Annotated in this window: 20 protein-coding genes; 9 read left to right on the top strand and 11 right to left on the bottom strand. The window is 72.5% G+C overall.

What is annotated here, in order from left to right; all coding sequences use genetic code 11:
- Positions 1–6 precede the first annotated feature (6 nt).
- Positions 7–420, top strand: a complete 414-nt coding sequence (locus ACQP17_RS18155; protein ID WP_364873608.1) for a VOC family protein — start codon at positions 7–9, stop codon at positions 418–420.
- Positions 421–440: 20 nt separating this feature from the next.
- Here the strand turns inward: ACQP17_RS18155 and ACQP17_RS18150 are convergent, their stop codons facing one another.
- Positions 441–617 (bottom strand): hypothetical protein, encoded by a 177-nt coding sequence (locus tag ACQP17_RS18150; protein ID WP_433857218.1) that lies wholly within the window; start codon positions 615–617, stop codon positions 441–443.
- Positions 618–1,121: 504 nt separating this feature from the next.
- Here ACQP17_RS18150 and ACQP17_RS18145 point away from each other — a divergent pair.
- Both ACQP17_RS18145 and ACQP17_RS18140 read left to right on the top strand, forming a co-directional pair.
- On the top strand, positions 1,122–1,805 hold the full coding sequence (locus ACQP17_RS18145) for a GntR family transcriptional regulator (protein ID WP_433857217.1): 684 nt from the start codon (positions 1,122–1,124) through the stop codon (positions 1,803–1,805).
- Positions 1,806–1,903: 98 nt separating this feature from the next.
- Entirely contained in the window at positions 1,904–3,157 is a 1,254-nt protein-coding gene (locus ACQP17_RS18140; protein ID WP_433859937.1) for an MFS transporter, read from the top strand.
- A gap of 155 nt (positions 3,158–3,312) precedes the next feature.
- Here ACQP17_RS18140 and ACQP17_RS18135 read toward each other — a convergent pair whose 3' ends face one another.
- Both ACQP17_RS18135 and ACQP17_RS18130 read right to left on the bottom strand, forming a co-directional pair.
- Positions 3,313–4,137, bottom strand: coding sequence for a maleylpyruvate isomerase family mycothiol-dependent enzyme (locus tag ACQP17_RS18135; RefSeq protein ID WP_364873614.1), 825 nt, complete (start codon positions 4,135–4,137; stop codon positions 3,313–3,315).
- Between the two features lie 150 nt (positions 4,138–4,287).
- Complete coding sequence (locus ACQP17_RS18130; RefSeq protein ID WP_433857216.1) at positions 4,288–4,818, bottom strand: LURP-one-related/scramblase family protein; 531 nt, start codon at positions 4,816–4,818, stop codon at positions 4,288–4,290.
- A 64-nt stretch (positions 4,819–4,882) separates the two neighbouring features.
- On the opposite strand from ACQP17_RS18130, the gene ACQP17_RS18125 reads away from it, so the two are divergent.
- The gene (locus tag ACQP17_RS18125; protein ID WP_433857215.1) at positions 4,883–6,691 is read left to right on the top strand and encodes an NHL domain-containing thioredoxin family protein; all 1,809 of its coding nucleotides are present in this window, start codon (positions 4,883–4,885) and stop codon (positions 6,689–6,691) included.
- A 54-nt stretch (positions 6,692–6,745) separates the two neighbouring features.
- Here ACQP17_RS18125 and ACQP17_RS18120 read toward each other — a convergent pair whose 3' ends face one another.
- The 5 genes from ACQP17_RS18120 to ACQP17_RS18100 form a co-directional block, all read right to left on the bottom strand.
- Positions 6,746–7,429: a DUF4232 domain-containing protein gene (locus tag ACQP17_RS18120; RefSeq protein WP_433857214.1), complete on the bottom strand. Its 684-nt coding sequence runs from the start codon at positions 7,427–7,429 to the stop codon at positions 6,746–6,748.
- A gap of 293 nt (positions 7,430–7,722) precedes the next feature.
- Complete coding sequence (locus tag ACQP17_RS18115) at positions 7,723–8,538, bottom strand: DUF4232 domain-containing protein (protein WP_433857213.1); 816 nt, start codon at positions 8,536–8,538, stop codon at positions 7,723–7,725.
- A 155-nt stretch (positions 8,539–8,693) separates the two neighbouring features.
- Complete coding sequence (locus ACQP17_RS18110) at positions 8,694–10,691, bottom strand: BTAD domain-containing putative transcriptional regulator (RefSeq protein ID WP_433857212.1); 1,998 nt, start codon at positions 10,689–10,691, stop codon at positions 8,694–8,696.
- Position 10,692: 1 nt separating this feature from the next.
- Positions 10,693–11,988 (bottom strand): M18 family aminopeptidase, encoded by a 1,296-nt coding sequence (locus ACQP17_RS18105; RefSeq protein ID WP_433857211.1) that lies wholly within the window; start codon positions 11,986–11,988, stop codon positions 10,693–10,695.
- Between the two features lie 314 nt (positions 11,989–12,302).
- Complete coding sequence (locus tag ACQP17_RS18100; protein ID WP_433857210.1) at positions 12,303–14,129, bottom strand: acyl-CoA dehydrogenase; 1,827 nt, start codon at positions 14,127–14,129, stop codon at positions 12,303–12,305.
- A 167-nt stretch (positions 14,130–14,296) separates the two neighbouring features.
- Between ACQP17_RS18100 and ACQP17_RS18095 the strand changes: the two genes are divergently transcribed.
- The 3 genes from ACQP17_RS18095 (at position 14,297) to ACQP17_RS18085 (ending at position 17,209) form a co-directional block, all read left to right on the top strand.
- Positions 14,297–14,770: an SseB family protein gene (locus ACQP17_RS18095; RefSeq protein ID WP_189096659.1), complete on the top strand. Its 474-nt coding sequence runs from the start codon at positions 14,297–14,299 to the stop codon at positions 14,768–14,770.
- Positions 14,771–15,000: 230 nt separating this feature from the next.
- A complete protein-coding gene (locus ACQP17_RS18090) occupies positions 15,001–15,954 on the top strand; it encodes a pirin family protein (protein WP_433857209.1) in 954 nt (317 codons plus the stop codon).
- A 118-nt stretch (positions 15,955–16,072) separates the two neighbouring features.
- Complete coding sequence (locus tag ACQP17_RS18085; protein WP_433857208.1) at positions 16,073–17,209, top strand: AI-2E family transporter; 1,137 nt, start codon at positions 16,073–16,075, stop codon at positions 17,207–17,209.
- Here ACQP17_RS18085 and ACQP17_RS18080 read toward each other — a convergent pair.
- A complete protein-coding gene (locus tag ACQP17_RS18080) occupies positions 17,149–19,308 on the bottom strand; it encodes an ATP-binding SpoIIE family protein phosphatase (protein ID WP_433857207.1) in 2,160 nt (719 codons plus the stop codon). The genes ACQP17_RS18085 and ACQP17_RS18080 overlap by 61 nt on opposite strands.
- A 274-nt stretch (positions 19,309–19,582) precedes the next feature.
- Here ACQP17_RS18080 and aspS point away from each other — a divergent pair, with 274 nt between their 5' ends.
- Both aspS and ACQP17_RS18070 read left to right on the top strand, forming a co-directional pair.
- Positions 19,583–21,355, top strand: coding sequence for an aspartate--tRNA ligase (gene aspS / locus ACQP17_RS18075; protein WP_433857206.1), 1,773 nt, complete (start codon positions 19,583–19,585; stop codon positions 21,353–21,355).
- A gap of 193 nt (positions 21,356–21,548) precedes the next feature.
- Positions 21,549–23,288, top strand: a complete 1,740-nt coding sequence (locus tag ACQP17_RS18070; protein ID WP_433857205.1) for a hypothetical protein — start codon at positions 21,549–21,551, stop codon at positions 23,286–23,288.
- A 97-nt stretch (positions 23,289–23,385) separates the two neighbouring features.
- Here ACQP17_RS18070 and metG read toward each other — a convergent pair whose 3' ends face one another.
- Positions 23,386–25,104, bottom strand: a complete 1,719-nt coding sequence (gene metG / locus ACQP17_RS18065) for a methionine--tRNA ligase (RefSeq protein ID WP_433857204.1) — start codon at positions 25,102–25,104, stop codon at positions 23,386–23,388.
- A gap of 185 nt (positions 25,105–25,289) precedes the next feature.
- Positions 25,290–26,873 (bottom strand): MFS transporter, encoded by a 1,584-nt coding sequence (locus tag ACQP17_RS18060; protein ID WP_433857203.1) that lies wholly within the window; start codon positions 26,871–26,873, stop codon positions 25,290–25,292.
- Between the last annotated feature and the right edge of the window lie 125 nt (positions 26,874–26,998).

Raw genomic sequence — 26,998 nt, 5'->3', positions numbered from 1 at the left:
GCGACCATGTCCGACACCACACCCGCACCCCAGGTATGGCCGACGCTGCGGGCTCGAGATGCCCGCGCGCTGATCCGGTTCCTGGTCGACGCGTTCGGCTTCGAGGAGACCGTGGTCATCCCCGGCGAGGGCGGGCGCATCGAGCACGCCCAGCTCTCCTGGCCGGAGGGCGGCGGCATCATGCTCGGCTCCGCCCGGGACGAGAAGGACGACCACTGGCCGCTGCGGCCGGGGACCTTCGGGGCCTATGTCGTCACCGACCGTCCCGACGAGCTGTACGCCCGGGCCACCGCGGCCGGCGCGGAGATCACTGATGAGCCGGCCGTCACCGACTACGGCTCACGGGGCTTCGGCGCTCGCGACCCCGAGGGCAACCGCTGGTCGTTCGGGACCTACCGCGGAGAGCCGCGGGCGGTGTAGCGAGCGGTAGGGGCCGGTGGTCAGCCGTGGATGAGCTGGACCGCGCGGCTGAAGTGTCCCACCGGGCCGTTCGTTCCGGGCTCCTCGGCGCGGGCGGCGCCGCGGGTCAGGGTGACGCCGGCCCACAGGCCGGCCACGATCAGGGCCACCACGACGGTGTTCCGCGTACGGCGGCCGGCGCTCGTCCTGGGCTGCATGTCCACTCCCCTTGGCTGTCGGAGCCTCCCCGGCTCCCTGTCTCTATTCACCCATGAGATCCGCGCTCCTTCGTACGCGGCAGGTACGGACTCGTGTCAGACCTGAGAGGGACGGGGCATCAGCCTGTGGTCTGCCGTCCGGCCGGGGCCGGGATCGCCGGGGGAAAGCGGAATGTCGCCGACCGCCCGCCGCGCACGGTGAGCTTCTCGGCCACGACCGGGAGGGCCGGGCGCAGCCGGGTCGCTGACCTGGGCATCGGCGCCGGACCGGGTGTGGTCCCGCAGACGCCGCCGTTCCTCGCGGAAGAGCGCGGGGGAGCGCGGAGGCGAACGGGCCCGGTCCGCCGTGAGAGGTACCTCGCCGGGGGTGGGGAGCCGGGCGAGAGGCGGGCGCGGAGCGGGTGCGGAGGGCGCCGGTGGGCAGCGGTCCGCCCGGTCCGGTGGGTCATGTCCGTATCGCGGACCGGGTTTCGCACGTATACCTGTTGTATCTATCATGTGTGCATGCCTTCCGCCGCCACGCCCACCGCCCCTGTCCGGGAGTCCGCCGCCAAACAGCCGCCCGCCGCCGAGCGGGTCTACGCGCATGTCAAGGACGCCGTCCTGGACCGCCGCTACGAGGGCGGGATGCTGCTCACCGAGGGGGAGCTGGCCGAGGCCGTCGGGGTCTCACGGACCCCGGTGCGCGAGGCGCTGCTGCGGCTGGAGGTCGAGGGGCTGATCAAGCTCTACCCGAAGAAGGGCGCGCTGGTGCTGCCGGTCTCCGCGCAGGAGATCGCCGATGTCGTCGAGACCCGGCTGCTGGTGGAGAAGCACGCCGCCGCCAAGGCGGTGCCCGCGAGCCAGGCGCTGCTCGGCGAGCTGGCCGAGCTGCTGGAGACGATGCGGGAGCAGGCCGCCGCTGGCGATCTGGCCGCCGTCTCCGTCACCGACCGCGCCTTCCACGCCGCCATCGTGCGCAGCGCCGGCAACCAGATCCTGGACCGTCTCTACGAGCAGCTGCGCGACCGGCAATTGCGGATGGGGGTCGCGGTGATGCACGCCCATCCGGACCGGATCGCCAAGAACATCTCCGAGCATGCGGAGATCCTTGAGGCGCTGCGGGCCGGGGACGCGGACGCCGCGACCGGCGTCGTGCAGCGCCACGTCAGCTGGGTCCGTCACCTCGCGCAGGGGGATGTGCGATGAGCGCCGGCACGGGGGCGGCCGACGGGGCCGGCAGTTCCGGCATAGGCGGCGGCAGCGCCCGGCTGCTGCCCGCCGACCCGCCCGGCGGTGCCAGGGCCATGGCCGTCTGGGGCATCGGCGTCGCGGTCTACTTCGTCGCCATCACCTACCGCACCAGCCTCGGGGTGGCCGGACTGGACGCCGCCGAGCGCTTCCACATCAACGCCTCGGCGCTGTCGACCTTCTCCATCCTCCAGCTGCTGGTGTACGCGGGGATGCAGATTCCCGTCGGGCTGCTGGTCGACCGCCTCGGCGCCAAGAAGGTGCTGACCCTGGGCGTGGTGCTCTACACCGTCGGCCAGTTCGGCTTCGCGCTCTCCAGCTCGTACCCCATGGCGCTCGGCTCCCGTGCGCTGCTCGGCTGCGGGGACGCGATGACGTTCATCAGCGTGCTGCGGCTGGGCTCCCGGTGGTTCCCGGCCCGCCGCGGCCCGATGGTCGCGCAGATCGCCGCGCTGGTCGGCATGGCGGGCAACCTCGTCTCGACGCTCGTCCTCGCCCGGTTCCTGCACAGCTTCGGCTGGACGCCGACCTTTGCCGCCAGTGCCGCCGGCGGCATCGTCGTGCTGATCGTGCTGCTGGTGTTCCTCAAGGACCACCCGGAGGGCTTCGCCCCGCCGCCGCCCGCCGCCGAGCACGCCGGCCCGGGCTTCGTCCGCCGGCAGATCGCCGAGTCCTGGCGTGAGCCCGGCACCCGGCTGGGCATGTGGGTGCACTTCACCACCCAGTTCCCCGCGATGGTGTTCCTGCTGCTGTGGGGCCTGCCGTTCCTCGTCGAGGCCCAGGGGCTCTCCCGTGGCACCGCCGGTGAACTGCTCACCCTGGTGGTGCTCTCCAACATGGCGGTGGGCCTGGTCTACGGCCAGGTCATCGCCCGTCATCACGCGGCCCGGATGCCGCTGGCCCTGGGCACGGTCCTCGCCACGGCTCTGATGTGGGTGCTCGTGCTGAGCTGGCCGGGCGACCATGCGCCGAGGGGACTGCTGATCGCGCTGTGCGCGGTGCTGGGCGCCTGCGGTCCCGCCTCGATGATCGGCTTCGATTTCGCGCGGCCCGCCAATCCGCCCGAGCGCCTGGGCACCGCCTCCGGCATCGTCAACATGGGCGGCTTCACCGCCTCGATGACGACCCTGTTCGCCATCGGGGTCCTGCTGGACGCCACCGGCGACAACTACCGGATCGCCTTCTCCTCGCTCTTCGTGGTCGAGGCGCTCGGTGTCTCGCAGATGCTGCGGCTGCGCCGGCGAGCGGTACGACGCGAGCGCGAACGGCTGGTGGTCAGCCGGGTCGAGGCCGTGCACGTCCCGGCCTGACGCCGGACGGTCAACTGGCCTTCGGGCGGGCCCGTTTCACGTGAAACGGACAGCGCGGTTTCACGTGAAACAGCTCGCTCCGGGACGCACTCCCCGCGTGCCGGCCGGCCGGTGGGAGTGTGGGGGCGGCCGGTTCCGCGCCGGCCGGGGCGCCGCTACGGCGTGATGGCGAAGTGGTGCAGGACCGCGTCGGCCAGCTCGCGGTCGCCGTCGATCTTGATCTGCTCGGCGACGGCCGCCGGGCGGACCCGGCCACAGGCCAGCTGGTGGAAGGTGTCCCAGTCCAGGGCGAGCGTCACGGTCGGGCCGAGCGAGACACTGCCGTCGATCGTGGCGTTGCCCTCGGCGTCGAGGCGGACCGTGCGCAGGAACTCCAGCGCCCCGCTGACGTCGAAGACCACCGCCGAATCGGCCGGGGCCTGGGCCCTCTTGGCGACGATGCCGGGCAGGGCCTTCACCAGCAGGTCGCGCGTCACATGGGCGCCGGGGGAGTCGAGGTTGCCGGGCTTGCCGAGCGCCCGGCGCAGGTCCTGCTCGTGCACCCAGACATCGAACGCCCGCTGCTGGAGGACGAACTCCAGTGAGCGCTCCTCACCGAGCGGGCTGCGCACCACGGCGTCCGGCTGACGGGACTCGTTGCGCAGCTGCCGGGAGCGGCGGATGACGGTGTACTCGAGTTCGCTGAGCATCTCCGGCGCGGTGTGGTGCCGGCGGACGTCGACCTGCACCTCCATGCGTCGCGCCGACTCGCTGCGGACGTGGTAGAGGTCGCGCGGCAGCGTGTGGATCGGCCGCGGGTCGCCCAGCATTTCGCATTCCAGGCCGATGACATGGGAGACCACATCGCGCACGGACCATCCTGGCAGGCCCGTCGCCCCGTTCCACTCGCCTTCGACGAGCGGAGTCACCAGCTCGGTTATCGCTTCTATGGAGTGGGACCAGGCATCGACGGAGGACTGAAGGCTGGGATGGACGGTCACGGGACCCCTCGGACGGTTCGTACGCGGGCTGCGGTCTGTGCAGTTAAGTTACGCTGCGCGCGAGCACCCCGGCAGTGCTTTCGGGTGACCATCGTAGGCCGATGTCCCCCGGCGGCAGAGGGGTGCGACGCGGGGCGGAACGCCCGCTTCTCAGTCCTCGCCGCGCTCCCGCTCCGCCAGCCGGATCACACAGACCGCGACGGCGATGAGCAGTGCCGGATCCGCGTCCTCCCGCACCACGCCGACCGCATAGGTGTCCCGCACGGTCAGCCAGCGCCGTGAGATGTCGGCGAGCAGCTCCCCCTCGTACTCGACCGCGAACTCCCGGTCGAGGATCTTGCCGCTGACGTCGAGTTCGGTGCCGTCCACCAGCTCGACGCGGTAGTGGTTGCGCAGCAGCGAGAGCCGCTTGCGCTTGATCGTGGCCAGCGGCTGGTCGTCCCGCTCGATGGTCATGGTGTCGCGCAGGCTGAGCATCTTCTTGCGGATGGTGATCAGCACCCGCCGCTCGGGGTCCTTCAGCTCGAAGGTCTCCCGCAGCCGCAGCGCCTTGCCGTCGACGAGGAAGGCGTGCCGCCCGTGCTCGTCCTCGATCCAGTAGTCGTCACCGATGCCGAAGATGCGGTCGCGGACCAGGTACTTGCGCGAGTGCGGGGCCGGCTCCCCGGGAGAGTGCAGCATGGAGGACGTGTTCCCGCCGGGACCTGCGGAATGCGCACGCACCGGAGTGACGTTGAATGGCCCCATGGCTTCACGTGCACGCGTCCGCGCCCCCGAGCTGATCGGCAAGGGCGGCTGGCTGAACACCGGCGACAAGGAACTGACCCTCTCCGACCTGCGTGGACGCATCGTCGTCCTGGATTTCTGGACCTTTTGCTGTGTGAACTGTCTGCATGTCCTGGACGAGCTGCGTGCGCTGGAGGAGCGGCACCGCGACACGGTCGTGATCATCGGTGTGCACTCCCCGAAGTTCGTGCACGAGGCCGAGCACCAGGCGGTCGTGGACGCCGTCGAGCGCTACGAGGTGGAGCACCCGGTCCTCGACGACCCCGAACTGGCCACCTGGAAGCAGTACGCGGTCCGGGCCTGGCCCACGCTCGTGGTGATCGACCCCGAGGGCTATGTCGTCGCCCAGCACGCCGGCGAGGGCCATGCGCACGCCATCGAGCAGCTGGTCGAGGAGCTGGAGGCCGCGCACACGGCGAAGGGCACGCTGCGCCGCGGCGACGGCCCCTATGTGCCGCCGGAGCCGGTCGCCACCGATCTGCGCTTCCCCGGCAAGGCGGTCCGGCTGCCCCACGGCGGCTTCCTGGTGTCGGACACCACCCGGCATCAGCTGGTGGAGCTGGCGGCCGACGGCGAGCAGGTGCTGCGCCGGATCGGCTCCGGTGAGCGCGGGCTGACCCCGGATTCCTTCAACGAGCCGCAGGGCCTGGCGCTGCTGCCCGACGGCACGGTGGCCGTGGCGGACACGGTCAACCACGCCCTTCGCGTCTTCGACCCCGAGAGCGGCACGCTGGAGACGGTGGCGGGCACCGGCACGCAGTGGTGGCAGGGCTCGCCGACCTCGGGCCCGGCCCGTGAGGTGGCGCTCTCCTCGCCGTGGGACCTCGCCTGGTGGCGGGACCGGCTGTGGATCGCGATGGCCGGGGTGCACCAGCTGTGGACCTACGACCCGGCCACCGGCACGGTCGAGGTCGCGGCCGGTACGACCCACGAGGGTCTGGTGGACGGCCCGGCCGCGGAGGCCTGGTTCGCCCAGCCGTCCGGGCTCGCGGCGTCCGGCGAGCGGCTGTGGGTCGCCGACTCCGAGACCAGCGCGGTCCGCTGGGTGGAGCCCGACGAGACGGGCGACGGCTATGTCGTGCGCACCGCCGCCGGTACCGGGCTCTTCGACTTCGGGCACCGCGACGGTCCGGCCGGCCAGGCGCTGTTGCAGCATCCGCTGGGCGTGACCGCGCTGCCCGACGGCTCGGTGGCCGTCGCGGACACCTACAACCACGCGCTGCGCCGCTTCGATCCCGCGAGCGGTGAGGTGACGACGTTGGCGACGGACCTGCGGGAGCCGTCCGCGGCGGTGCTGGCCGGCGACGACATCGTGGTCGTGGAGTCGGCCCGGCACCGGCTGACCCGGCTGCGGCTGCCCGAGGAGGCGGTCCGGGTCGAGGCGGTGGCGCACCACACCCGGCGCGCGGCCACTGCGGTCGCCCCGGGGGCGCTGCGGCTGGAGGTGGTCTTCCAGGCTCCCGCGGGCCAGAAGCTCGACACCCGCTACGGCCCGTCGACGCGGCTGCTGGTCAGCGCGACCCCGCCGGAGCTGCTCGCCGCGGGTGCGGGCCCGGGTACCGATCTCGCCCGCGACCTGGTGCTCGCGGACGGTGTGACCGAGGGGGTGCTGCACGTCTCGGCGATGGCCGCGTCCTGCGATGACGCCCCGGACATCGAGTACCCCGCCTGCCATGTGCACCAGCAGGACTGGGGCGTTCCGGTGGAGGTCTCCGCGGACGGGACGGCCCGGCTGGGACTGGTCCTCGCGGGGCTGGACGCGCAGTAGCCGCGCGGCGGTCCGGGCCGTCACCGGACCCGGACGGCCGCCCGGCGCCGGCCGCTACTTCCCGACGCCCGCCGCCAGCTCGGCGCCGTGGACGCTCGACGTCCAGTTGGTGACCTTGGTCGTGCCGACGGAGAGGTGCAGCCGCTTCTCCGCGAAGTCGACGGTCACCGGGCCGTGGGTGACGGAACCGGCCGAGCGGCCCATGAAGTCGATGGTCACCGACTTCCGCGCGGTGCCCCTGGCGGCCGCGGTGTCGGTGGGGATGACCGCGTAGGCGTAACCGTGGCCGGGCACCGTGAGGCGGGTGCCGCTGAGGTGACCGGGCGTGCCCTGCGACAGCGGCAGCGCGGTCTTGGCGTGGTCGAAGCGCAGCAGCGGGGCGTTGTGGAGCGTGCAGTCGCGGGCGGTGGTGTTCTTGAACTTCACCGTGACATGGCTGCCGGGGCCGCTCTGCTGGGAGAACGTGACCTTGTAGGTGCTCGGGTAGCAGTCGGGCACCCGGCGCGAGGCCGCCGTCCCCGCGCCCACTCCCGCCGCGCCGCCGATGACCTTGCGCTTCTTGCTCTTGGAGGACGACCAGGAGGACCCGGACGACCGGGACGACGAGGACGACTTCTTCGAAGACTTCGACCGCTTCGACGAGTGGCTGTTGCAGCCGGTCAGCGCGAGCGAGCCGGCCAGTCCGAGCGCCAGCGCGGCGTACGCGGCGGAGCGATGGCGGGAGCGGCGTACGGTCATGGGTGGGTCCCCCCGTGTGGAGCTGCGGTGTCAGTGAGGCGCGTCTGTCATGGCACGGCCACGATATCCATAGCCGCCGGATCCGCCAGGGCAGGTGCGCGGGCCGCCCGGGCGATCTGGCGCCATAGCAGGTCAGATGGGACGTCGCGGCGGTGAAGAGGCCCCGGAGAGCGGGTGAAGATCCGTGCGCGGAGGGGGCGGCGGGGGCCCGGACGCGGCACAGGGCGCCCGCTGGGGGTTGCGGGCGCCCTGAGTCAGGGGTGGCTCACCGGAGGCGGTTCCTCAACGGTGGCTCACCAGGCCGTCGCCTCGCTCACGTCCGCGCGCCAGTACGTCACCCAGGCGCTGTCGTCGACGTATGCCGCGCCGCCGGGGAGCTCCACGGCCGCCGGGCCGCCGATGCTGCCCTTGCCGTCGCGGCCGGGGAGGCTGACGGACAGTGAGGTCCTCATCCGGCCGTGGCGGCCGGAGCCGTCGGCGGACGAGGTCAGCACGCCCGCGTAGCCGGACGCGCCGGGGGCGAGGGTGACCACGGCCTGCGGCTTGCCGGCCGGCAGCGCGGGGAGCGGCGACGCGGCGTCGTCGAACCGCAGGTCCGGGGAGAAGTGGAGGTCGCAGGGGGCGCCGGAGATGTTGGTGGCCGTCAGCAGCAGATGGTTGACCGGCCGGGTCAGCACGGTGGCCGTGAGGCGGACCTTCGCGGCGTCGCAGGTGGTGTGTCCGGCGGTGGCGTTGCCGCCGCGGCCCGTACGGGCGTCGAGGGTGCGGCCGGTCGTGCCCGCCGCCGGGCCGTTGCCGGTGTGCCCCGAAGCCGTCCGCTCCTCCCGGCCGCTGTCGGTCTGCAGGCCGCCCGGTACGGTGCCGCCGGCCTGCCGGGCCACCGGGACGGCCTCCAGGGGCCGCGGGTGGAACGGCTTGGCGGCGCTGGTCTGGAGCGGGTTGTCCTGGCCGCCGCAGGCGGTCAGGGTGAGCGCGGCGACGGCGGTCAGCCCGGCCCCGGCGCAGCGCAGCGTGCGGCGGCGGACGGTCCGTCCCCGGGCGGGGCCACCGGTGGCGGCCCCGGGGACGGTCCCGTGGGAGACGGTCTCGGATCGGGTGCGGCTGTCCATGTCGGTCTCCCCCGGTCGGTGGCCCGCACCGTGTCCGCGGTGCGCCCTGTGTCCGGCCGGGTTCTCCCCCGCGGCCTGGGCACCAGAGTGCCGCCGGCCGCTGGCGTGCCACTAACGTGCGCCTAACGTCCGCGCGGGGCGGGCCCGGGCACGGCTCAGCCGCGCGCGCCGCCCCCGTCATCCGAACCGCCGGGTTCCGCTTCCCCGCTCTCCCCCTGGGTGTCCCGCGCGAACAGCTGCGTCAGCGTGCTGATGGTGTAGACGTCGGTGGCCTCCTCGTCCACCAGATGCATCTCCGCGAGCCGGTCCAGGCCGTCCTGGGTGCGCTCCTGGTCGTACCCGGCCAGCGCCGCGGCCGCCGAGGCGTTGAGGTGTCCGTCCGAGGTCGTCGCGAGCGCGCTGAGCAGCCGGGCGTCGTCCGCCGACAGCCGGGCCACGGACATCCGCAGCGCCGCCGCGACGCCGGCGTCCTCGGCCGACAGCAGCGCCAGCCGCCGCCGTTCGTCGTGCAGCGCGGCGGCCAGCCGGGCCAGCCGCCAGCGCGGCCGGGCGGTCAGCTGGGCGGCCGCGGCCCGCAGCGCCAGCGGCAGTCCGTCGCACAGGTCGACCAGTTCGCGCGCGGCGGCCGGGTCCTCGGCGACCCGGTCCGGGCCGAGCATCGCGCCGAGCAGCGCCGCGCCCTCCTCGTGGCCGAGCGCCTGGAGGCCGACCGGGCGGGCCCAGTCGGTGGCGACCAGACCGTCGAGCCGGCTGCGGCTGGTGACGACCGTGGCGCAGTGCGGGCCGCCGGGCAGCAGCGGCCGTACCTGCGCCGAGCTGCGCGCGTTGTCGAGGACGACTAGCAGCCGGCGCTCGGCGACCAGCGAGCGGAACAGCGCCGAGGCGGCCTCGGCGGAGCGGGGCACCCGCTCCGGCGGGGTGCCCAGCGCCAGCAGGAAGTCACGCAGGATCTCGGCCGGCGGCGCCTCGTCGCCCTCGCCGAAGCCGCGCAGATCGGCGAAGAGCTGGCCGTCGGGGAAGGACCCGGCGTGCACATGCGCCCACTGCACGGCGCAGGCCGTCTTGCCGACGCCGGCCGGGCCCGCCACCACGGCGAGCGGGCTCTCACCGGTCGTGCGGTCGGTCAGCACCTGCGTCAGCGCGGTGAGCTGCTGCTCGCGGCCCAGGAAGCGGGCGGGGGGACGGGGCAGCAGCCGGGGCGCGGCACCGGCCCGCGGGCCCGGCCCGTTCGCGGCGCCCGCCTCGGCGGCGCCGGGCGCCGCCGTGCCGGTCTCCCCGGGGGCCGCGGGCCGCGGTTCCTCCGCGGCGGGACGCGCCCCGCCGCCCGTCGCGGAACGGGGCCCGCCGGCGGGCCCGGCACCGGAGGCGCCCGCTCCGCCCGTGGGCCCGGCGGCCTTGCGCACCCGGCCGGCGGCCTCCGCCCGCAGGATCTCCTCGTAGGCGCCGCGCAGCCGCTCGCCGGGGTCGACGCCCAGCTCCTCGCTGAGCAGCCGCCGGGTGCGGTGGAACCACTCCAGCGCGTCGGACTGTCGCCCCGTACGGAACAGCGCCCGCATCAGCCCGGCGATCAGCCCTTCGCGCAACGGGTGGTTGACGGCGGCGGAGTAGAGGATCGCGGCCGCCTGCTCGTGCTCGCCGAGCGCGCCGTACGCCCGCCCGAGCGCCTCGACGGCCGTCAACCGGCGCTCCTCCAGCGCGTGCGCGGCGGCCGCGAACGGCGGGCTGGTGACCGTGCCGGTCAGCGCGGGGCCCCGCCAGAGGCCCAGCGCCTCGCGCAGCAGGGGTACCGCGTCGCCCGGCGCGGCCTCGGGACGGGCCAGGGTCACCAGCTCACCGAACCGGTGGGCGTCGATCAGCTCCTCCGGCAGCCGCAGCAGATAGGCGGAGCCGTGCGTGGTCAGTTCGACGCCGTACGCCTCCGCTCCGCCCTCGGCGAGCGTGGCGCGCAGCCGTGAGACGTGCCCCTGGACGACCGTGCGGGCGTGCTCGGGCGGCTCGTCCTCCCACAGGGAGTCGATCAACTGCTCCAGGGGCACGGTGGTGTTGGGCTGGAGCAGCAGCAGCGCGAGCACGCTGCGCCGTTTGGCGGGCCCGAGCGACAGCTCCGCGGAGCCGGTCGTCACGGCGATGGGGCCGAGCAGGGAGAAGTCCAACTCAGCCCTCCAGGAAGGCCGTCAGGGCGTTCGCCAGCAGATACGGGTCCTCGGCACCGCACAGCTCACGCGCCGAGTGCATGGAAAGGATCGCCACTCCGATGTCGACCGTCGCGATGCCGTGCCGGGCCGCGGTGATCGGCCCGATGGTGGTCCCGCACGGCATCGAGTTGTTGGACACGAAGCTCTGCCACGGGACCCCGGCCCGCTCGCAGGCCGCCGCGAAGACGGCCCGTCCGCTGCCGTCCGTCGCGTAGCGCTGGTTGACGTTGACCTTGAGGATCGGTCCGCCGTTGGGCATCGGGTGGTGCCCCGGCTCGTGCCGCTCGCTGTAGTTGGGGTGGACGGCGTGGCCGGTGTCGGAGGACAGGCAGAGGGTGCCGGCGAAGGCCCGGGCCCGGTCCTCGTACGAGCCGCCGCGGGCGAAGACCGAGCGCTCCAGCACCGTGCCGAGCAGCGGGCCGTCGGCGCCGGTGTCGGACTGGCTGCCGTTCTCCTCGTGGTCGAAGGCGGCCAGCACCGGGATGGCCGGTAGCTCACCACCTCTCGCCGCGGCGGCGGCCAGCGCGGCCGTACCGGCGTGCACGGACAGCAGGTTGTCCATCCGCGGGCCGGCCAGCAGCTCCTGGTCGCGGCCCAGATAGGCGGGGGCCTCGATGCTGTGCACCATCAGGTCCCAGCCCTTGATGTCGCCGGCCGGGACGCCGGTCTCCTCGGCGACGAAGGCGATCAGATCGCCCTCGGCCACCGTGCCCAGGCCCCAGATCGGCGTCATGTGGCGCTGCTTGTCGAGCTTGAGGCCGTCGGAGTTCACCGAGCGGTCCAGATGCACGGCCAGTTGGGGAACGCGCAGCAGCGCCCGGTCGACGTGCACCAGCCGGTGGCTGCCGTCCGCCAGCGTCACCCGCCCGCTGAGCCCCAGATCGCGGTCGAGCCAGGTGTTGAGCAGGGTGCCGCCGTAGATCTCGACGGCGATCTGCCGCCAGCCGCGGGAGCCGGTGTCCGGAATCGGCTTGACCCGCAGATTGGGAGAGTCGGTGTGAGCCCCGACAATTCGGTACGGAGTCGACGCGCTCGCGCCCTCGGGCACGTACCAGGCGATGATCGCCCCGCCGCGCAGCACGTACTTCCCGCCGCTCGTGCCGTCCCACTCGTCGACCTCGGCGACCTGGTGGAAACCGGCCTTCTCCAGCCGCTCCGCCGCATTCGCCACCGCGTGGTAGGGGGACGGGCTGGCGGCGAGGAAGGACATGAGGTCGTCGGTGTGGCCGCGATCGAAGCGGGCGGAGTTGGTCATGGATTCAGCATAAGGATCCCGGCCCGGCATTCCTCGTGCGCATGCCTCGTGACTCCGTTGCCTTCCGGCCACGATTCGCGTACGCCGGAGCGAAGTCCGTAAGGGAAGGGGCAATTCCGTGTTTCCGTCCCGCTCGTCGGGGTGTCCGTCCCGCTCGCCGGGCGGACGGGTGGCTCACCGGCGCGGGCGGCGCCGGCCGGCGGCCGCAGACGACGCGGCCCGCCTCTCCGGGGGAAGAGAGACGGGCCGCGTCGGTCGGTGCGGTCAGTCCGAAGGACCGGTCAGAGCGCCGCAGCGGGCTGCGGGCGGCGTGCTCAGAACGCGGCTTCGTCGAGCTCCATCAGCGACTGGTCGACGCTCTCGGCCAGCCCGCGCTCGATGCCGACGCCCGGCAGGACGTTGTGCGCGAAGAACTTCGCGGCGGCGATCTTGCCGGTGTAGAAGGGCTTGTCCTTCGCGGAGGCGCTCTCCAGCTTCCCGGCGGCCACGGCCGCGCCCTTGAGCAGGAGGTAGCCGATGACGACGTCGCCCGAGGCCATGAGCACGCGGGTGGTGTTCAGCCCGACCTTGTAGATGGACTTGACGTCCTTCTCGGTCGCCGCGAGGTCGGTCAGCATGGTGCCGACGATCGCCTCCAGGTCGGCGGCGGCCTTGGCCAGCTCGCCGCGGGCCTGGGCCAGCTCCTCGCCACCGGTGTCACCGGCGAGGAACTGCTTGATCTCGTCGGACAGGGCGGTGAGCGCCTGGCCCTGGTCGCGGACGACCTTCCGGAAGAAGAAGTCCTGGCCCTGGATCGCGGTGGTGCCCTCGTAGAGGGTGTCGATCTTGGCGTCCCGGATGTACTGCTCGATCGGGTACTCCTGCAGGTAGCCGGAGCCGCCGAAGGTCTGCAACGACTGCGCCAGCTGCTCGTAGGACTTCTCCGAGCCGTAGCCCTTGACGATCGGCAGGAGCAGGTCGTTGAGGCGGGTCTCGGCGCTCGCGTCCTCGCCCGCGGCCTCCTTGACGATGATCTCGTCCTGGACCGTGGCGGTGTAGAGCACCAGGGCGCGCATGCCCTCGGCGTACGCCTTCTGCGTCATCAGGGAGCGGCGCACGTCGGGGTGGTGGGTGATCGTGACGCGCGGGGCGGTCTTGTCGGTGAAGGCCGCCAGGTCCGGGCCCTGCACGCGCTCCTTGGCGTACTCCAGCGCGTTGAGGTAGCCGGTGGAGAGGGTGGCGATGGCCTTCGTGCCGACCATCATCCGGGCGAACTCGATGATCTTGAACATCTGGCGGATGCCGTCGTGCTTCTCGCCGAGCAACCAGCCCTTGGCCGGGTGGTTGGCGCCGAAGGTCATCTCGCAGGTGTTGGAGGCCTTCAGGCCCATCTTGTGCTCGACGTTGGTGGCGTAGGCGCCGTTGCGCTCGCCCAGCTCGCCGCTCTCCCGGTCGAAGTCGTACTTCGGCACGATGAACAGCGACAGGCCCTTGGTGCCCGGACCGGCACCCTCGGGGCGGGCGAGGACGAAGTGCACGATGTTCTCGGACATGTCGTGCTCACCGGAGGTGATGAAGCGCTTGACGCCCTCGATGTGCCAGGAGCCGTCCGCCTGCTGCACGGCCTTGGTGCGGCCGGCGCCGACGTCCGAACCGGCGTCCGGCTCGGTGAGGACCATGGTCGAGCCCCACTGCTTGTCCACCATCAGCTGGGCTATGCGGTGCTGCTCCTCGGTGCCCTCGTCGAAGAGCACGCCGGCGAAGGCGGGGCCGGACGCGTACATCCACACGGCCGGGTTGGCGCCCAGGATGGTCTCGGCGAAGCCCCACAGGAGGGAGCGCGGCGCGGTGGTGCCGCCCAGCTCCTCCGGGATGCCCAGCCGCCACCACTCGGCGTCCATGTAGGCCTGGTAGCTCTTCTTGAAGGTGTCCGGAACCGGCGCGGTGTTGGTGTCCGGGTCGAAGACCGGCGGGTTGCGGTCGGTGTCGGCGAAGGACTCCGCCAGCTCGTTCTCGGACAGCCGGGCGATCTCGGACAGCACGCTCTTGGCGGTGTCGACATCCATCTCCGCGAACGGTCCGGTGCCGTACACGCTGTCGCGGCCGAGGACCTCGAAGAGGTTGAACTCGATGTCGCGGAGATTCGACTTGTAGTGGCCCATGGGTACGGCTCCGTTAAGGGTTCGGGAGAGGGCCCCAAGGGAGGGACCTCAGACGCAATACCAGCTAGTAGCTAAATGATGCTACCCACCGGTAATAAGAATCAACCCCTACCGCGCATCTGTGACGAGCGTCCCCTGTCGCCCGCCGACTCAGTACGCTGGGCCGCATGTACGGCTACGACCAGAACGCGGGTGCCGGGCAGCAGCAATACGGTGCGCCGCCCCCGCCGCAGCAACCGGCCCCCGGGGGCTACGGCGAGCAGCCGCTCTACCCCGAGCCGTCCCCGCCCTCCCTGGCCGACGCGGTGCGCGCCTTCACCACCGGCTCGATGTCGGCCGAGGACTTCCAGGGCATCTTCTCCACGTCCAAGATCTACTGTCCCCGCGGTGACAACCCCGGCTTCCTGGCGCTGCACAACACCCAGCAGCCGGTGATCCCGATGTTCACCTCGCTCAAGGAGCTGCGGCGGTACGCGGGCAAGGAGTCCAAGTACTTCGTGATCACCGGCGCCGAGGTCCTCGATCTGCTGCCGACCGGCTACGGGTTCGTCCTCGACATGGAGGGCGACCACCGGATGGTCTTCGACGCGAAGGCTGTGGAGCAGATGGTCGACTTCGCGATGCGGCGGATGTACGGCTAGCGCCTGCCGGTACGCGGCCGGGCCCATGGAGGGTCCCGGCCGTCTTTGCTGTGTGAGGGGCCGGTCCCGGGAGGGGGCCGGCCCCTTCGGCTGTCCGTCGGCCGTGCCCGGTCCTCCTGGTGGCGGACTCTCGATCACCCACCTGACCTGCAGATATGTGGGAGGGAATGCCATGCCCCTTGCAGGTTGTTCACCATTCAACTAAGTTGGGTGTGACCGAGGAGGCCTTGATGCCCGCAGTGACCGTAGAGAACCCGCTGACCCTGCCGCGTGTGGCGGCGCCCGTCGCGGCGCACACCCGTCCCGCGCTGGCCGTAGCCACCGCTCCGAGTGGATTCGAGGGCGAGGGCTTTCCGGTGCGCCGGGCATTCGCCGGCATCGACTACAAGCACCTCGACCCGTTCATCATGATGGATCAGATGGGCGAGGTGGAGTACGCGCCGGGCGAGCCCAAGGGCACGCCCTGGCACCCGCACCGCGGCTTCGAGACCGTGACGTACCTGATCGACGGCACCTTCGTGCACCGTGACTCGCACGGGGGCGGCGGCGTCATCAACGACGGCGACACCCAGTGGATGACGGCCGGTTCGGGCCTGCTGCACATCGAGGCGCCGCCGGAGTCGCTGGTCCTGTCCGGCGGGCTCTTCCACGGCCTCCAGCTGTGGGTGAACCTCCCGAAGAGCGACAAGATGATGGCCCCGCGCTACCAGGACATCGGCGGGGGCAACGTCAAGCTGCTGACCAGCGCCGACGGCGGCGCGCTGCTGCGGCTGATCGCCGGTGAGCTCGACGGCCACCAGGGCCCGGGCATCACCCACACCCCGATCACGATGATGCATGTGACGGTGAACCCGGGAGCCGAACTGACCCTGCCGTGGCGCAAGGACTTCAACGCCCTCGCCTACGCCCTGGCCGGACGCGGCGCGGCCGGTGCCGAGGGGCGCCCGTTCCGTATGGGACAGGCGGTCGTGTTCGGTGACGGCGACTCGCTCACGATCCGGGCGGACGAGTCCCAGGAGTCGCGCAGCCCGAACTTCGAGGTGGTGCTGCTGGGCGGGCTGCCGATCCGCGAGCCGATGATGCATTACGGCCCGTTCGTGATGAACACCCACGCCGAACTCGCCCAGGCCTTCGAGGACTTCCAGGCCGGCCGGCTCGGCACCATCCCCGACGGCGAGCACTGACGCCGCGTCGACGGCACGGTGAGCCCCGCAGGGACCAGGGACGGCGTTTCACGTGAAACGCCGCCCCGGCCCGTTTCGGGGCCCGGGCCCGGGCCGTCGGGCGTGGTGGACTGTCCGGGTGCGAAACGACTCGGACGAAAACCGGCCCGGCGCCGAGCGTGAACGGCCGTGGTCCCGCGAGCCGCTGCTGCCCGTCGAGGCCCGCCGGGCCGCGGCCTGGTGCCTGGTGGTGCTGCTGCTCGCGACCGTGGTGGCCCTGGGGGTGTGGCTGTGCGTCGAACTGAGCGCGGCGGTCACCCCGGTCCTGCTGGCGCTGCTGGGCAGCGGGCTGCTCGGGCCGCTCTACCGGCGGCTGGTGGCGATGCGGCTCAACCGCTCCCTGGCGGCCGGACTGACCTGCGCCGTCCTCGTGGTGGTGGTCGGCGGCGCCGGGTACATCGTGGTCAGCGCGCTGGTCGAGACCGGTGACCAGATCATCGCCTCGCTCCGCAGCGCCGCCAAGAGCCTCACCGAACACTTCGGCACGGCCGGTACCTCGCTCGACGACCTCGCCTCCCGGTCCAAGCAGCTGATCACCAAGTTCGGCGGCAGCGCGGCCTCCGGGCTGCTGGCCGGCGTCAGCGTCGTCGGGCAGTTCATCGCCGCGTCGATCCTGGCCCTGCTGCTGACCTTCTTCTTCCTGCGCGACTCCGACAAGGCCGTCCGGGCGCTGAACGACTGGGCGCCGGGCCGCTCCGGGCCGCAGCTGGAGCGGATGGCCCGCCGGGGGTTCCAGGGCATCGAGGGCTTCATGCGCGGCACCACCTTCATCGCGCTGATCGACGCCCTCTGCATCACCATCGGGTTGCTGGTCCTGCGGGTGCCGGGCGCGGTCGGGCTGGGCGCACTGGTCTTCGTCGGCGCCTACATCCCCTACCTCGGCGCCTTCATCTCGGGCGCCGTGGCGGTCCTGGTGGCGCTGGCCGACCGCGGTTTCGTGATCGCGCTGTGGGCGCTGGGCGTCGTGCTGGCCGTGCAGGTCCTGGAGGGGCATGTGCTGCAGCCGATGATCCAGAGCCGTACCGTCCAGATGCATCCGGCGACCGTGCTGCTGGCGATCACCGCGGGCGCCAGCGTCGCCGGCATCCTCGGCATGCTGCTGTCCGTGCCGCTGGTCGCCGCCTTCTCCGGCGTGCTCCACGAGCTGCGGCGGCACTACACCGCGGGACCGGACTCCGACGACAGCGGGCCGGCCGCCGCACCGGCGTCCTCGTAGAGCTCGCACCACGTCGACTTGCCGTCCCCGCGCGGATCCACGCCCCACGCCCCGGCGAGCAGTTCCAGCAGCACCAGACCGCGCCCGGACGACGCCAGCTCGCCGGGGCAGCGGCGGTGCGGCAACTCGTCGCTGCTGTCGGCGACATCGATCCGGACACGCCGCGACCCGCGCTCGCCGGTGACCTCGGCGACCAGCAGGGCGTCCCCGTCGGTGTGCAGCAGCACGTTGGTGACCATCTCGGAGACCATCAGCACCGCCGAATCCACCTGGTCCGGGTCGGCCCAGTCGTGCAGCAGCTCACGGACCTGCCGGCGCGCCTCGGCTATCCGCTCCGGCTCGGCCTGGGCGACGGTGAGCACGGTGCGCCGCACGGGCCGGGCCGACGGTCCGCCGGCGCCGATCACGCAGCCGGCGCCGTCGCGGCGCAGCAGGAGGAGGGCGATGTCGTCCTCCCGGCGGTCCACCAGCGGTCCGGTGGTGTGGTGCGAGGGCGGTCCGTGCACGGCCTGGACCAGGGCGTCGGCGAGCCGCTCCAGGCTCTCGTCGAGCTCACCGGCCTCGTGCGCCTCGATGGTGTCGCGCAGCCGCGCCCAGCCGGTGTCCAGGTCGTGGCCGCCGGTCTCGATCAGCCCGTCGGTGCACACCAGCATGGTCTCGCCGGGCTCCAGGACGAGCCGGGTGGTGGGGTAGTCGGTGTCCGGGACGATGCCCAGCGGCAGGCCACCCGCGGTGGGCCGGACCAGCACCGTGCCGTCGTCCAGCAGGATCGCCGGGTCGGGGTGCCCGGCCCGTGCGATGTCCAGCAGCCCCGTCGCCGGATCCACCTCGATGTACAGGCAGGTCGCGAAGCGCTGGTCCTCGCCGTGGCCGTGCAGCTCGGTCGCGTTGATCCCGGCCAGGAACCGGGAGGCGCGGGAGAGCACCGCGTCGGGGTGGTGTCCCTCGGAGGCGTAGGCGCGCAGGGCGATCCGCAGCTGGCCCATCAGGCCCGCGGCCCGCACGTCGTGTCCCTGGACGTCCCCGATCACCAGGGCGAGACGGCCGGACGGCAGCGGGATCATGTCGTACCAGTCGCCGCCGACCTCCAGTCCGCCGCCGGTGGGGACATAGCGCGCCGCGACCGTCATCCCGGGGATATCCGGCTGCACCGTCGGCATCATGCTGCGCTGCAGTCCCAGGGCCAGTTCCTGCTGTTCCTCCTGCATCCCGGCCCTGGCCAGCGCCTGCGCCAGCATCCGGGCGACGGTGGTCAGCACCGAGCGCTCGTCGGGGGTGAAGGCCACGGGCTGGAGGAACGCGGCCATCCAGGCGCCGATGGTCCGGCCCGCGTTCACCAGGGGCACGAACGCCCAGGAGGTGCGCCGGCAAGGGGTCTCCACGGGCCGGACGGCGGGGTAGCGGCGGCTGTACTCCTCTGGGGTGGGCAGATACAGGGCCCGCCCGGTGCGGACGACCTCGGCGGCCGGGTGGTGGTCCGCCAGCGCCGTGCCGGGGAACGGCGCCGCGGGGTTCTCGTGGGCGTCGTGGGGACCGTGGTGGCCGATGACCGACAGCCGGTCGCCCTCGATGGCGAAGACCGCCAGCCCGTCCGGCATGAACCCGGGCATGGACAGCCCCGCCGCGACCCGCAGCACCTCGGCGGTGGACCGTGCCTCGGCCAGCGCCCGGCCCGCGTCCAGCAGGAACGCCTCGCGTGAGCGCCGCCAGTCGCCGGTGATCGGGGTGTGCGCGGCGGAGGTCCCGGGCTGCGGCTCGGGCACCTCCTGGAGGGTGCCGACGAGTTCGAAGCCGCCGTCGACGACCCGGGCGCGGGAGCGGGTGCGGACGATGCGCTGCACCCGCCCGCGTTCGTCGACGATGCGCAGCCGGGCCTCGGCCAGGGTCTCCTCGGCGAGGGCGAGCTGCACGATCCCGTTGATCTCGGCGAAGTCGACGGGATGGAACCGGGAACGCACCGCGGCCTCGGTCAGCTCGGCGGGGGCGGCGGGCAGCCCGAGCAGCCGGGCGGCTTCGGCATCGAGGGTCACCCGCCCCGACGCGTTGTCCCAGCGCCACAGGCCGGTCGCGATGGCGGCCAGGAGGTCCTCGGTGCGCATTGCCTCACTTTATGGGCGTTTGGCGAGGCCGGGCCAGCACGCTGGACGTGACCATCGTCCCAGTTGGGGCGTTCGCTCCCGGGGGCGGCGACGCTGTTGCGTATATGTCAACCAAGCCGCGCGGACCGGGACGGTAACCTGGAGCGGTTATGTCAATCCTGGGGTGGCCTTTCGGGTGATCCACGGGGAGAGCGACCGGGCATCCGCGCCCGTGCTCCTTTTCCTCTCCCTCTCCCAACTCCTCACCTCGACCTCGCGACGACTTGGATGAGCGATGCATCGGTACCGGTCCCACAACTGCGGCGAGCTCCGAGCCGCGGACGTCGACACCGACGTCCGCCTCAGCGGCTGGCTGCACAATCGACGTGACCTGGGCGGCATCCTCTTCATCGATCTGCGCGACCACTACGGTCTGGTCCAGCTCGTCGCCCGCCCCGGCACCCCGGCCAACGAGGCTCTCGGCTCCCTGACCAAGGAGTCCGTCGTCCGGATCGACGGCAAGGTCAGCGCGCGCGGCGCCGACAACGTCAACCCCGATCTGCCGACCGGCGAGGTCGAGATCGAGGTCACCGAGGTCGAGGTGCTCGGCGCCGCCGACCAGATCCCCTTCACGATCAACGCGGACGACGGCGTCAACGAGGAGCGCCGCCTGGAGTACCGCTTCCTCGACCTGCGCCGCGAGCGGATGCACCGCAACATCATGCTGCGCACCGCCGTCATCTCCGCCATCCGTCACAAGATGGTGGCCCTCGGCTTCAACGAGATGGCGACCCCGATCCTCTCCGCGACCTCCCCCGAGGGCGCCCGCGACTTCCTGGTCCCCTCCCGTCTGCACGCCGGCAAGTTCTACGCGCTGCCGCAGGCCCCCCAGCAGTTCAAGCAGCTGCTGATGATCGCCGGCTTCGACCGCTACTTCCAGATCGCGCCCTGCTTCCGCGACGAGGACGCCCGCGCGGACCGCTCGCCGGGCGAGTTCTACCAGCTCGACGTCGAGATGAGCTTCGTCGAGCAGGAGGACGTCTTCGGGCCCGTCGAGACGCTGATGACCGAGCTGTTCACCGAGTTCGGCAACGGCCGCACGGTCACCTCCCCCTTCGCGCGCATCCCGTTCCGCGAGGCGATGCTCAAGTACGGCTCCGACAAGCCGGATCTGCGCGCCGAGCTGGAGCTGGTGGACGTCTCCGACGTCTTCGCGGGCTCCGGCTTCAAGGCCTTCGCCGGCAAGCACGTCCGCGCCCTGGCCGTGCCGGACACCGGCGACCAGCCGCGCAAGTTCTTCGACCAGCTGGGCGACTTCGCCGTCCAGCAGGGCGCCAAGGGCCTGGCCTGGGTCCGCGTCGGCGGCGACGCGGAGAAGACCGAGCTGACCGGACCGATCGCCAAGTTCCTCACCGAGGACGACATCAAGGCGCTGGTGTCCGCCCTGGACCTCAAGCCGGGCCACGCCGTCTTCTTCGGCGCCGGTGAGTTCGACGAGGTCTCCAAGATCATGGGTGCCGTCCGCGTCGAGGCCGCCAAGCGCGCCGGCCACTTCGTCGAGGACGAGTTCCGCTTCTGCTGGATCGTCGACTTCCCGATGTTCGAGAAGGACGAGGACACCGGCAAGATCGAGTTCTCGCACAACCCCTTCTCCATGCCGCAGGGCGGCCTGAAGGCGCTGGAGACCCAGGACCCGCTGGACATCCTGGCCTGGCAGTACGACATCGTCTGCAACGGCACCGAGCTGTCCTCCGGCGCGATCCGTAACCACGAGCCCGAGGTCATGTACAAGGCCTTCGCCATCGCCGGTTACGACAAGGAGACCGTCGAGGCCGAGTTCGGCGGCATGCTCCGCGCCTTCAAGTTCGGCGCCCCGCCGCACGGTGGCATCGCCCCGGGCGTCGACCGCATCGTCATGCTGCTGGCCGACGAGCCCAACATCCGCGAGACCATCGCCTTCCCGCTCAACGGCAACGCCCAGGATCTGCTGATGGGCGCCCCGAGCGAGGTCGAGGAAGCGCGCCTGAAGGAGCTGCACCTCTCGATCCGCAAGCCGCAGGCGAAGTAGGCACGACCCGGGAGCACACTCCCGGCAGGCTCAGGGGCGGCGTTTCACGTGAAACGCCGCCCCGGCCCGTTCCGGGGCACGACCGTCGGGCGCCCGGCACGAGGTCCGGCCGCGGGCCCGCGACGGCGGTCCGGGTGCCCCGACCGCTCCACCCGTGTGGCCGGGCCCCCGCGCCGCCCGCACGCTGGTGCCCATGCAGCAAGCCAGCCTCCTCTCCGCCGCGTCCGCCCTCGGGCCGAGGGCCCGGCCGGTGCGCTCCGCCCCGGCCCGTGACCTGTGGTGGCTCGCCGCCGTCGCCGTCGTCTTCACCGCGTGCCTGCTCTACTCGGCCCTGGTCACCCCCGGGCTGGGGTGGGACGAGGCGGTGTACGTCAGCCAGGTCGATCCGCACCGGCCGGCCGCGTTCTTCAGCGCCCCGCGGGCCCGCGGGGTCTCCTTCCTGCTCGCCCCGGCGGCCGCCCTGACGACCTCGGCGCCCGTGCTGCACTGCTATCTGGCGGTGCTCTCCGGCGCCGGACTGCTGCTCTGTCTGTGCGTCTGGCGGCGCCTGCTGCCCGCGCCCGTCCCGGCCCTGGGCGGCGCGCTCTTCGCCGGCCTGTGGGTCACGCTCTTCTACGGGCCGCAGGCGATGCCCAACCTGTGGGTCGCCTACGCCGCGCTCGCCGCCACCGGCTGCTTCCTGCGGGCCGTCCGGCAGCCGCCCCGCCAACTGGCGCCCCGGGCCGGGCGGGGCGCGGCGGCGGGGCTGGCCGCCGCGGTGGCCTTCGCCGCACTGATGCGCCCCACCGACGCCGTGTGCCTGGCCGTGCCGCTCTTCGCCGCGGCGCTGTGCGTACCGGCATGGCGGCGCCCCGCCGTGCTGCTGGGGCTGCCGGCGGGGCTGGTTCTGGGATGCGCCGAGTGGGTCACCGAGGCGTATCTGCACTACGGCGGGCTCCTCGCCCGGCTGCGGCAGGCCGGGCGGATCCAGGGCGGCCTCGGCTGGCACCTGTCGTTCGACGACCACGCCCGCGCCCTCCAGGGGAAGACGCTCTGCCGCCCCTGCCATCTGGCGTGGGACCACCCGGTGGCGGCGGTGTGGTGGTTCCTGCTGCCGCTGGCCGTCATCGGGGCGCTCTGGGCGGCGCTGCGGGTGCGCGAGTGGGGCGGCGCGCTGCACGGGTACGGATCGGTCTGGCCGTCCGCCCGCCGCGCCGACCGGCATCCGCTCGGGCTGAGCCCCGTCCCGCCGGACGGGCTGCGGCGGGTCACCGCCCCGGCCGACGGCACCGGCCTGGCGGCGGCGCCGCACCGCGGGCGTCCGGCCTGGTCCGGGGTGCGGCTGCGGGAGTCCGCCGGCGACCGGCACCGGTTCGGGCCGGCCCCGCTCGTCATGGCGGCCCTGGTCGGCGTCTGCCTCGCCGCCCCCTACCTCCTGACCGTGGACTACGCCGCGCCCCGCTTCCTGCTGCCCGCCTACGCCCTGCTGCTGATGCCGGCCGCCTGGTTCCTGTACTGGCTGACCCGGCTGCCGCGCCGCCGGCACGCCTGGGCGGTGGCCGCCCTGGTCCTGGTGCTGATCGGCCATGAGGTGGTCCAGCTGATGATCGTGCACCGGATGGTGCAGAGCACCGCGCGGGCGCAGACCGGCATCGACCGGATCGCCGGGATGCTGCGCGAGGCCGGGGTCCGGCCGCCCTGCGTGGTCAGCGGCGAGGAGGCGGTGCGGGTGGCGTACCGGGCGGGCTGCGCGTCCCGGCAGCCGTACGGCCATGACGCACGCATCAGCCCCGCCGCGCTGGCCCGGCTGGGCGCGCACCGGCCGGCCGCCGTCCTGCTGGTCACCGGCGGCAAGCCGCCCGGCTACGCCCGGGGCTGGCGGCCGGTCCCGCTGCGGCGGGTGCCGGGCCTGGACCGGCTGAGCGCCTATGTGTCGCCGCCGGCCCGGCCCTGAGCCCGGGGCCCGGCCGCGGCACCTCCGGGGCCGCACACGCGCGCGCCCGCCCGGCCGCGGGGGCCGGACGGGCGCGTGCGCACGGGTGCGGGGAGGGTTACTGCTCGGCGCCGCCGAAGCGGGCGCGGTAGGACTCCAGGTCCTCCTCGGTGATCTTCGCGAAGAGCACCGGCGGGACGGTGAACGGGGTCCCGGCCGGTACCGAGGCGAGCGCCTCGGCCTCCTCCGGGGAGACCCACACCGCGGTGTCGTTCTCCAGCGTGAAGGCGCTTCGCATGGCCTTGGCCGAGGACGGGATGAACGGCTCGGAGACCACCGCGTAGAGGTGGATCAGGTTCATCGCCGTGCGCAGCGTCAGCGCCGCCGCGTCCTTGTCCGTCTTGATCTCCAGCCAGGGGGCCTTCTCCTCCAGGTAGGAGTTGCCCGCGCTCCACAGGGCGCGCAGCGAGGCGGCGGCCTTGCGGAACTGGAGGGCGTCCATGTGGCCCTCGTACTCGGCCAGCAGCCCGGCGATCTCCGCGCCCAGCTTCTGCTCGGCGGCCCCGGCCTCGGCGCCCGCGGGCACCTCGTCGCCGAAGCGCTTGCGGGAGAACGACAGTACGCGGTTGACGAAGTTGCCGAGGGTGTCGGCCAGGTCCTTGTTGACCGACGAGGAGAACAGCTCCCAGGTGAAGGACGTGTCGTCCGACTCGGGGGCGTTGGCGATCAGGAAGTAGCGCCAGTAGTCGGCCGGCAGCAACTCCAGCGCCGCGTCGGTGAAGATGCCGCGCCGCTGGGAGGTGGAGAACTTCCCGCCGTAGTAGTTCAGCCAGTTGAAGGCCTTGAGGAAGTCGACCTTCTGCCACGGCTCGCGGGTCCCCAGCTGGGTCGCCGGGAACATCACGGAGTGGAACGGGACGTTGTCCTTGGCCATGAACTGCGTGTACCGGACGTCCTCGGCCTCGTACCACCACGACTTCCAGTCGCGGCTCCCGTCGGACGCGGCGTCCGCCCACTCCTTCGTCGCCCCGATGTACTCGATCGGCGCGTCGAACCACACGTAGAAGACCTTGCCCTCGGCGGCCAGCTCGGGCCACACATCGGCCGGCACCGGAACGCCCCAGTCCAGGTCACGGGTGATCGCCCGGTCCTGGAGGCCCTCGGTCAGCCACTTGTGCGCGATGGACGAGGCCAGCGTCGGCCACTCCTTGCTGCCGTTGCCCTCCAGCCAGCCCTCGACCTCGTGCTGCAGCTTCGACTGGAGCAGGAAGAGGTGCTTGGTCTCCCGGACCTCCAGATCGCCGCTGCCGCTGATCGCCGAGCGGGCGTCGATCAGATCGGTGGGGTCGAGCACCCGGGTGCAGTTCTCGCACTGGTCGCCGCGGGCCTTGTCGTAGCCGCAGTGCGGGCAGGTGCCGACGATGTAGCGGTCCGGCAGGAAGCGGTCGTCGGTGACCGAGAAGACCTGGCGGATCGCCCGCTCCTCGATGAAGCCGTTCTCGTGCAGCTTGCGCGCGAAGTGCTGGGTCAGCTCGACGTTCTCCCGCGAGGAGCTCCGGCCGAAGTAGTCGAAGTCGAGGGCGAAGCCGTCGTAGATCGCCTTCTGCTTGTCGTGCTGCTCGGCGCAGAAGGCGTCGACCGACTGCCCCGCGTCCTTGGCCGCCAGCTCGGCGGGGGTGCCGTGCTCGTCCGTCGCGCAGAGGTAGAGCACCTCGTGCCCGCGCTGGCGCATATAGCGGGAGTACACATCCGCCGGGAGCATGGACCCCACCATGTTGCCCAGGTGCTTGATCCCGTTGATGTACGGAAGGGCGCTGGTGATGAGGTGTCGAGCCATTGCCGGCTGCTCCCAAGTCGCTACGGTGAGTGAGGATTTGCTTTACGGAACGTCAATATCGTACTGGACGGGCCAGGGGTGCCCGCGCGGGCTTTTACAGGGTGGACAAGGCCCCGCCACCGCGCCGCCACCGGTGTCCGACGGCTCTCCGCGGGCCCACGGGGGCATCGCCCCGCGGGCCGCCCTCACACCGCGGCGTCCGCCGACTCGGCGCCCTCCGACGTCGGCACCGGCCCCTGCTGCGCGGGCCGGCCGTTGACCATCAGCCCGGCGACCAGGGCGGCCAGCAGCATGACGGCGGACCCCACCCCGATGGCGATGGTGAACCCGTGCACGACACCGGTCTTCACGATCCCGTCGCGCACCGCCGGGGTCAGCCCCCCGGGCCCGCCGGCCCGCCGTGCCGCGTCCGCCAGCCGGCTCGCGATGAAGGTCGCGCTCGCCGAGGTCGCGATCGTGTTCAGCAGCGCCGTCCCGATCGAACCGCCCACCTGCTGCGCGGTGTTGACCGTCGCGGAGGTGACCCCGGAGTCGTGCGGCGCCACTCCGGACGTGGCCGTCGCCATCACCGGCATGAAGGTCAGGCCCATGCCGAGCCCGACGAGCAGCATGGCCGGAAGGACGTGCGAGACATAGGCGGGCGCGGCCGTCAGGTACCGCAGCGTGAACAGCCCCGCGGCGGCGAGCAGTGCGCCCGGGACCATCAGGAACCGCGGCGGAACGCGGTGCAGCAGCCGCGCGGAGATCTGCGTCGACCCGATCACGATCGCCGCCACCATCGGCAGGAAGGCCATTCCGGTCTTCACCGGGGAGTAGCCGAGCACGGTCTGCAGGTAGTACGTCATGAACAGGAACATCCCGAACAGCGCGATGACCGCCAGCGCCATGGTCAGGAAGGCGCCGCCGCGGTTCCGGTTCCGCACGATGTGCAGGGGCAGCAGGGGATGGCGGGCCCGCGTCTGCCACCACGCGAAGGCGGCCAGCAGCAGCACACCGCCGGCCAGCAGCCCGATGACCAGTCCGTCACCCCAGCCCCGCGGCTCCGCCTCGCTGCACGCGTAGACGATCGCGACCAGGCCGCTGCAGCCCAGCAGCACGCCGGGCACGTCCAGGTGGACGCGGTCCCGCTCGGGCTTGTCGCGCAGGAACACGGCGGCGCCGGTGAACGCGATCACCGCGACCGGCACGTTCACATACAGACACCAGCGCCAGGTCAGGTACTGGGTCAGCAGGCCGCCGGCGATCAGCCCGATGGCCGCGCCGCCGCCCGCGATGGCCCCGTAGATGCCGAAGGCCTTGCTGCGTTCCTTGCCGATGGTGAACGTCGTGGTCAGCAGCGACAGCGCGGACGGTGCCAGCAGCGCCCCGAAGGCGCCCTGGAGGGCCCGCGCCCCGAACAGCATCCCGGAGCCGGTGGCCGCGCCGCCCACGGCCGACGCCACCGCGAACCCGACCAGGCCGATCATGAACGTCTTCTTCCGACCGACCAGGTCGGCGATCCGCCCGCCGAGCAGCAGCAGCCCGCCGAAGGCGAGCGTGTACGCCGTGATGACCCACTGCCGGTTCGCGTCCGAGATCCCCAGGTCGCGCTGGGCCGACGGCAGCGCGATGTTCACGATCGTCGCGTCCAGCACCACCATGAGCTGCGCGATCGCGATCACCACCAGCCCCCACCAGCGCCGCGGATCGGGCGGGGCCGCCACGGCCCAGCTCGGGGTGCTGGCGCCGGGAGCGCCGGCGGCGGCTCCCTGCTGGCTCGCGTCACTCATCACGACCGGCCTCGCTCGGCTGGTAGGGCCACCCCGCCCACCTCGCCGCCCACACCGGAGCAACCGGATCACACGGGGCATGTCACCCATTCAGCGTAGGTAGCGGGGCGGGCGCCCGCCTCTCG

Source organism: Streptomyces kronopolitis (assembly GCF_050953795.1).
Taxonomy (GTDB): Bacteria; Actinomycetota; Actinomycetes; order Streptomycetales; family Streptomycetaceae; genus Streptomyces; species Streptomyces kronopolitis_A.
Note: the sequence above shows the minus strand (reverse complement) of the source record. Positions and strands in the feature narration are given on the sequence as shown.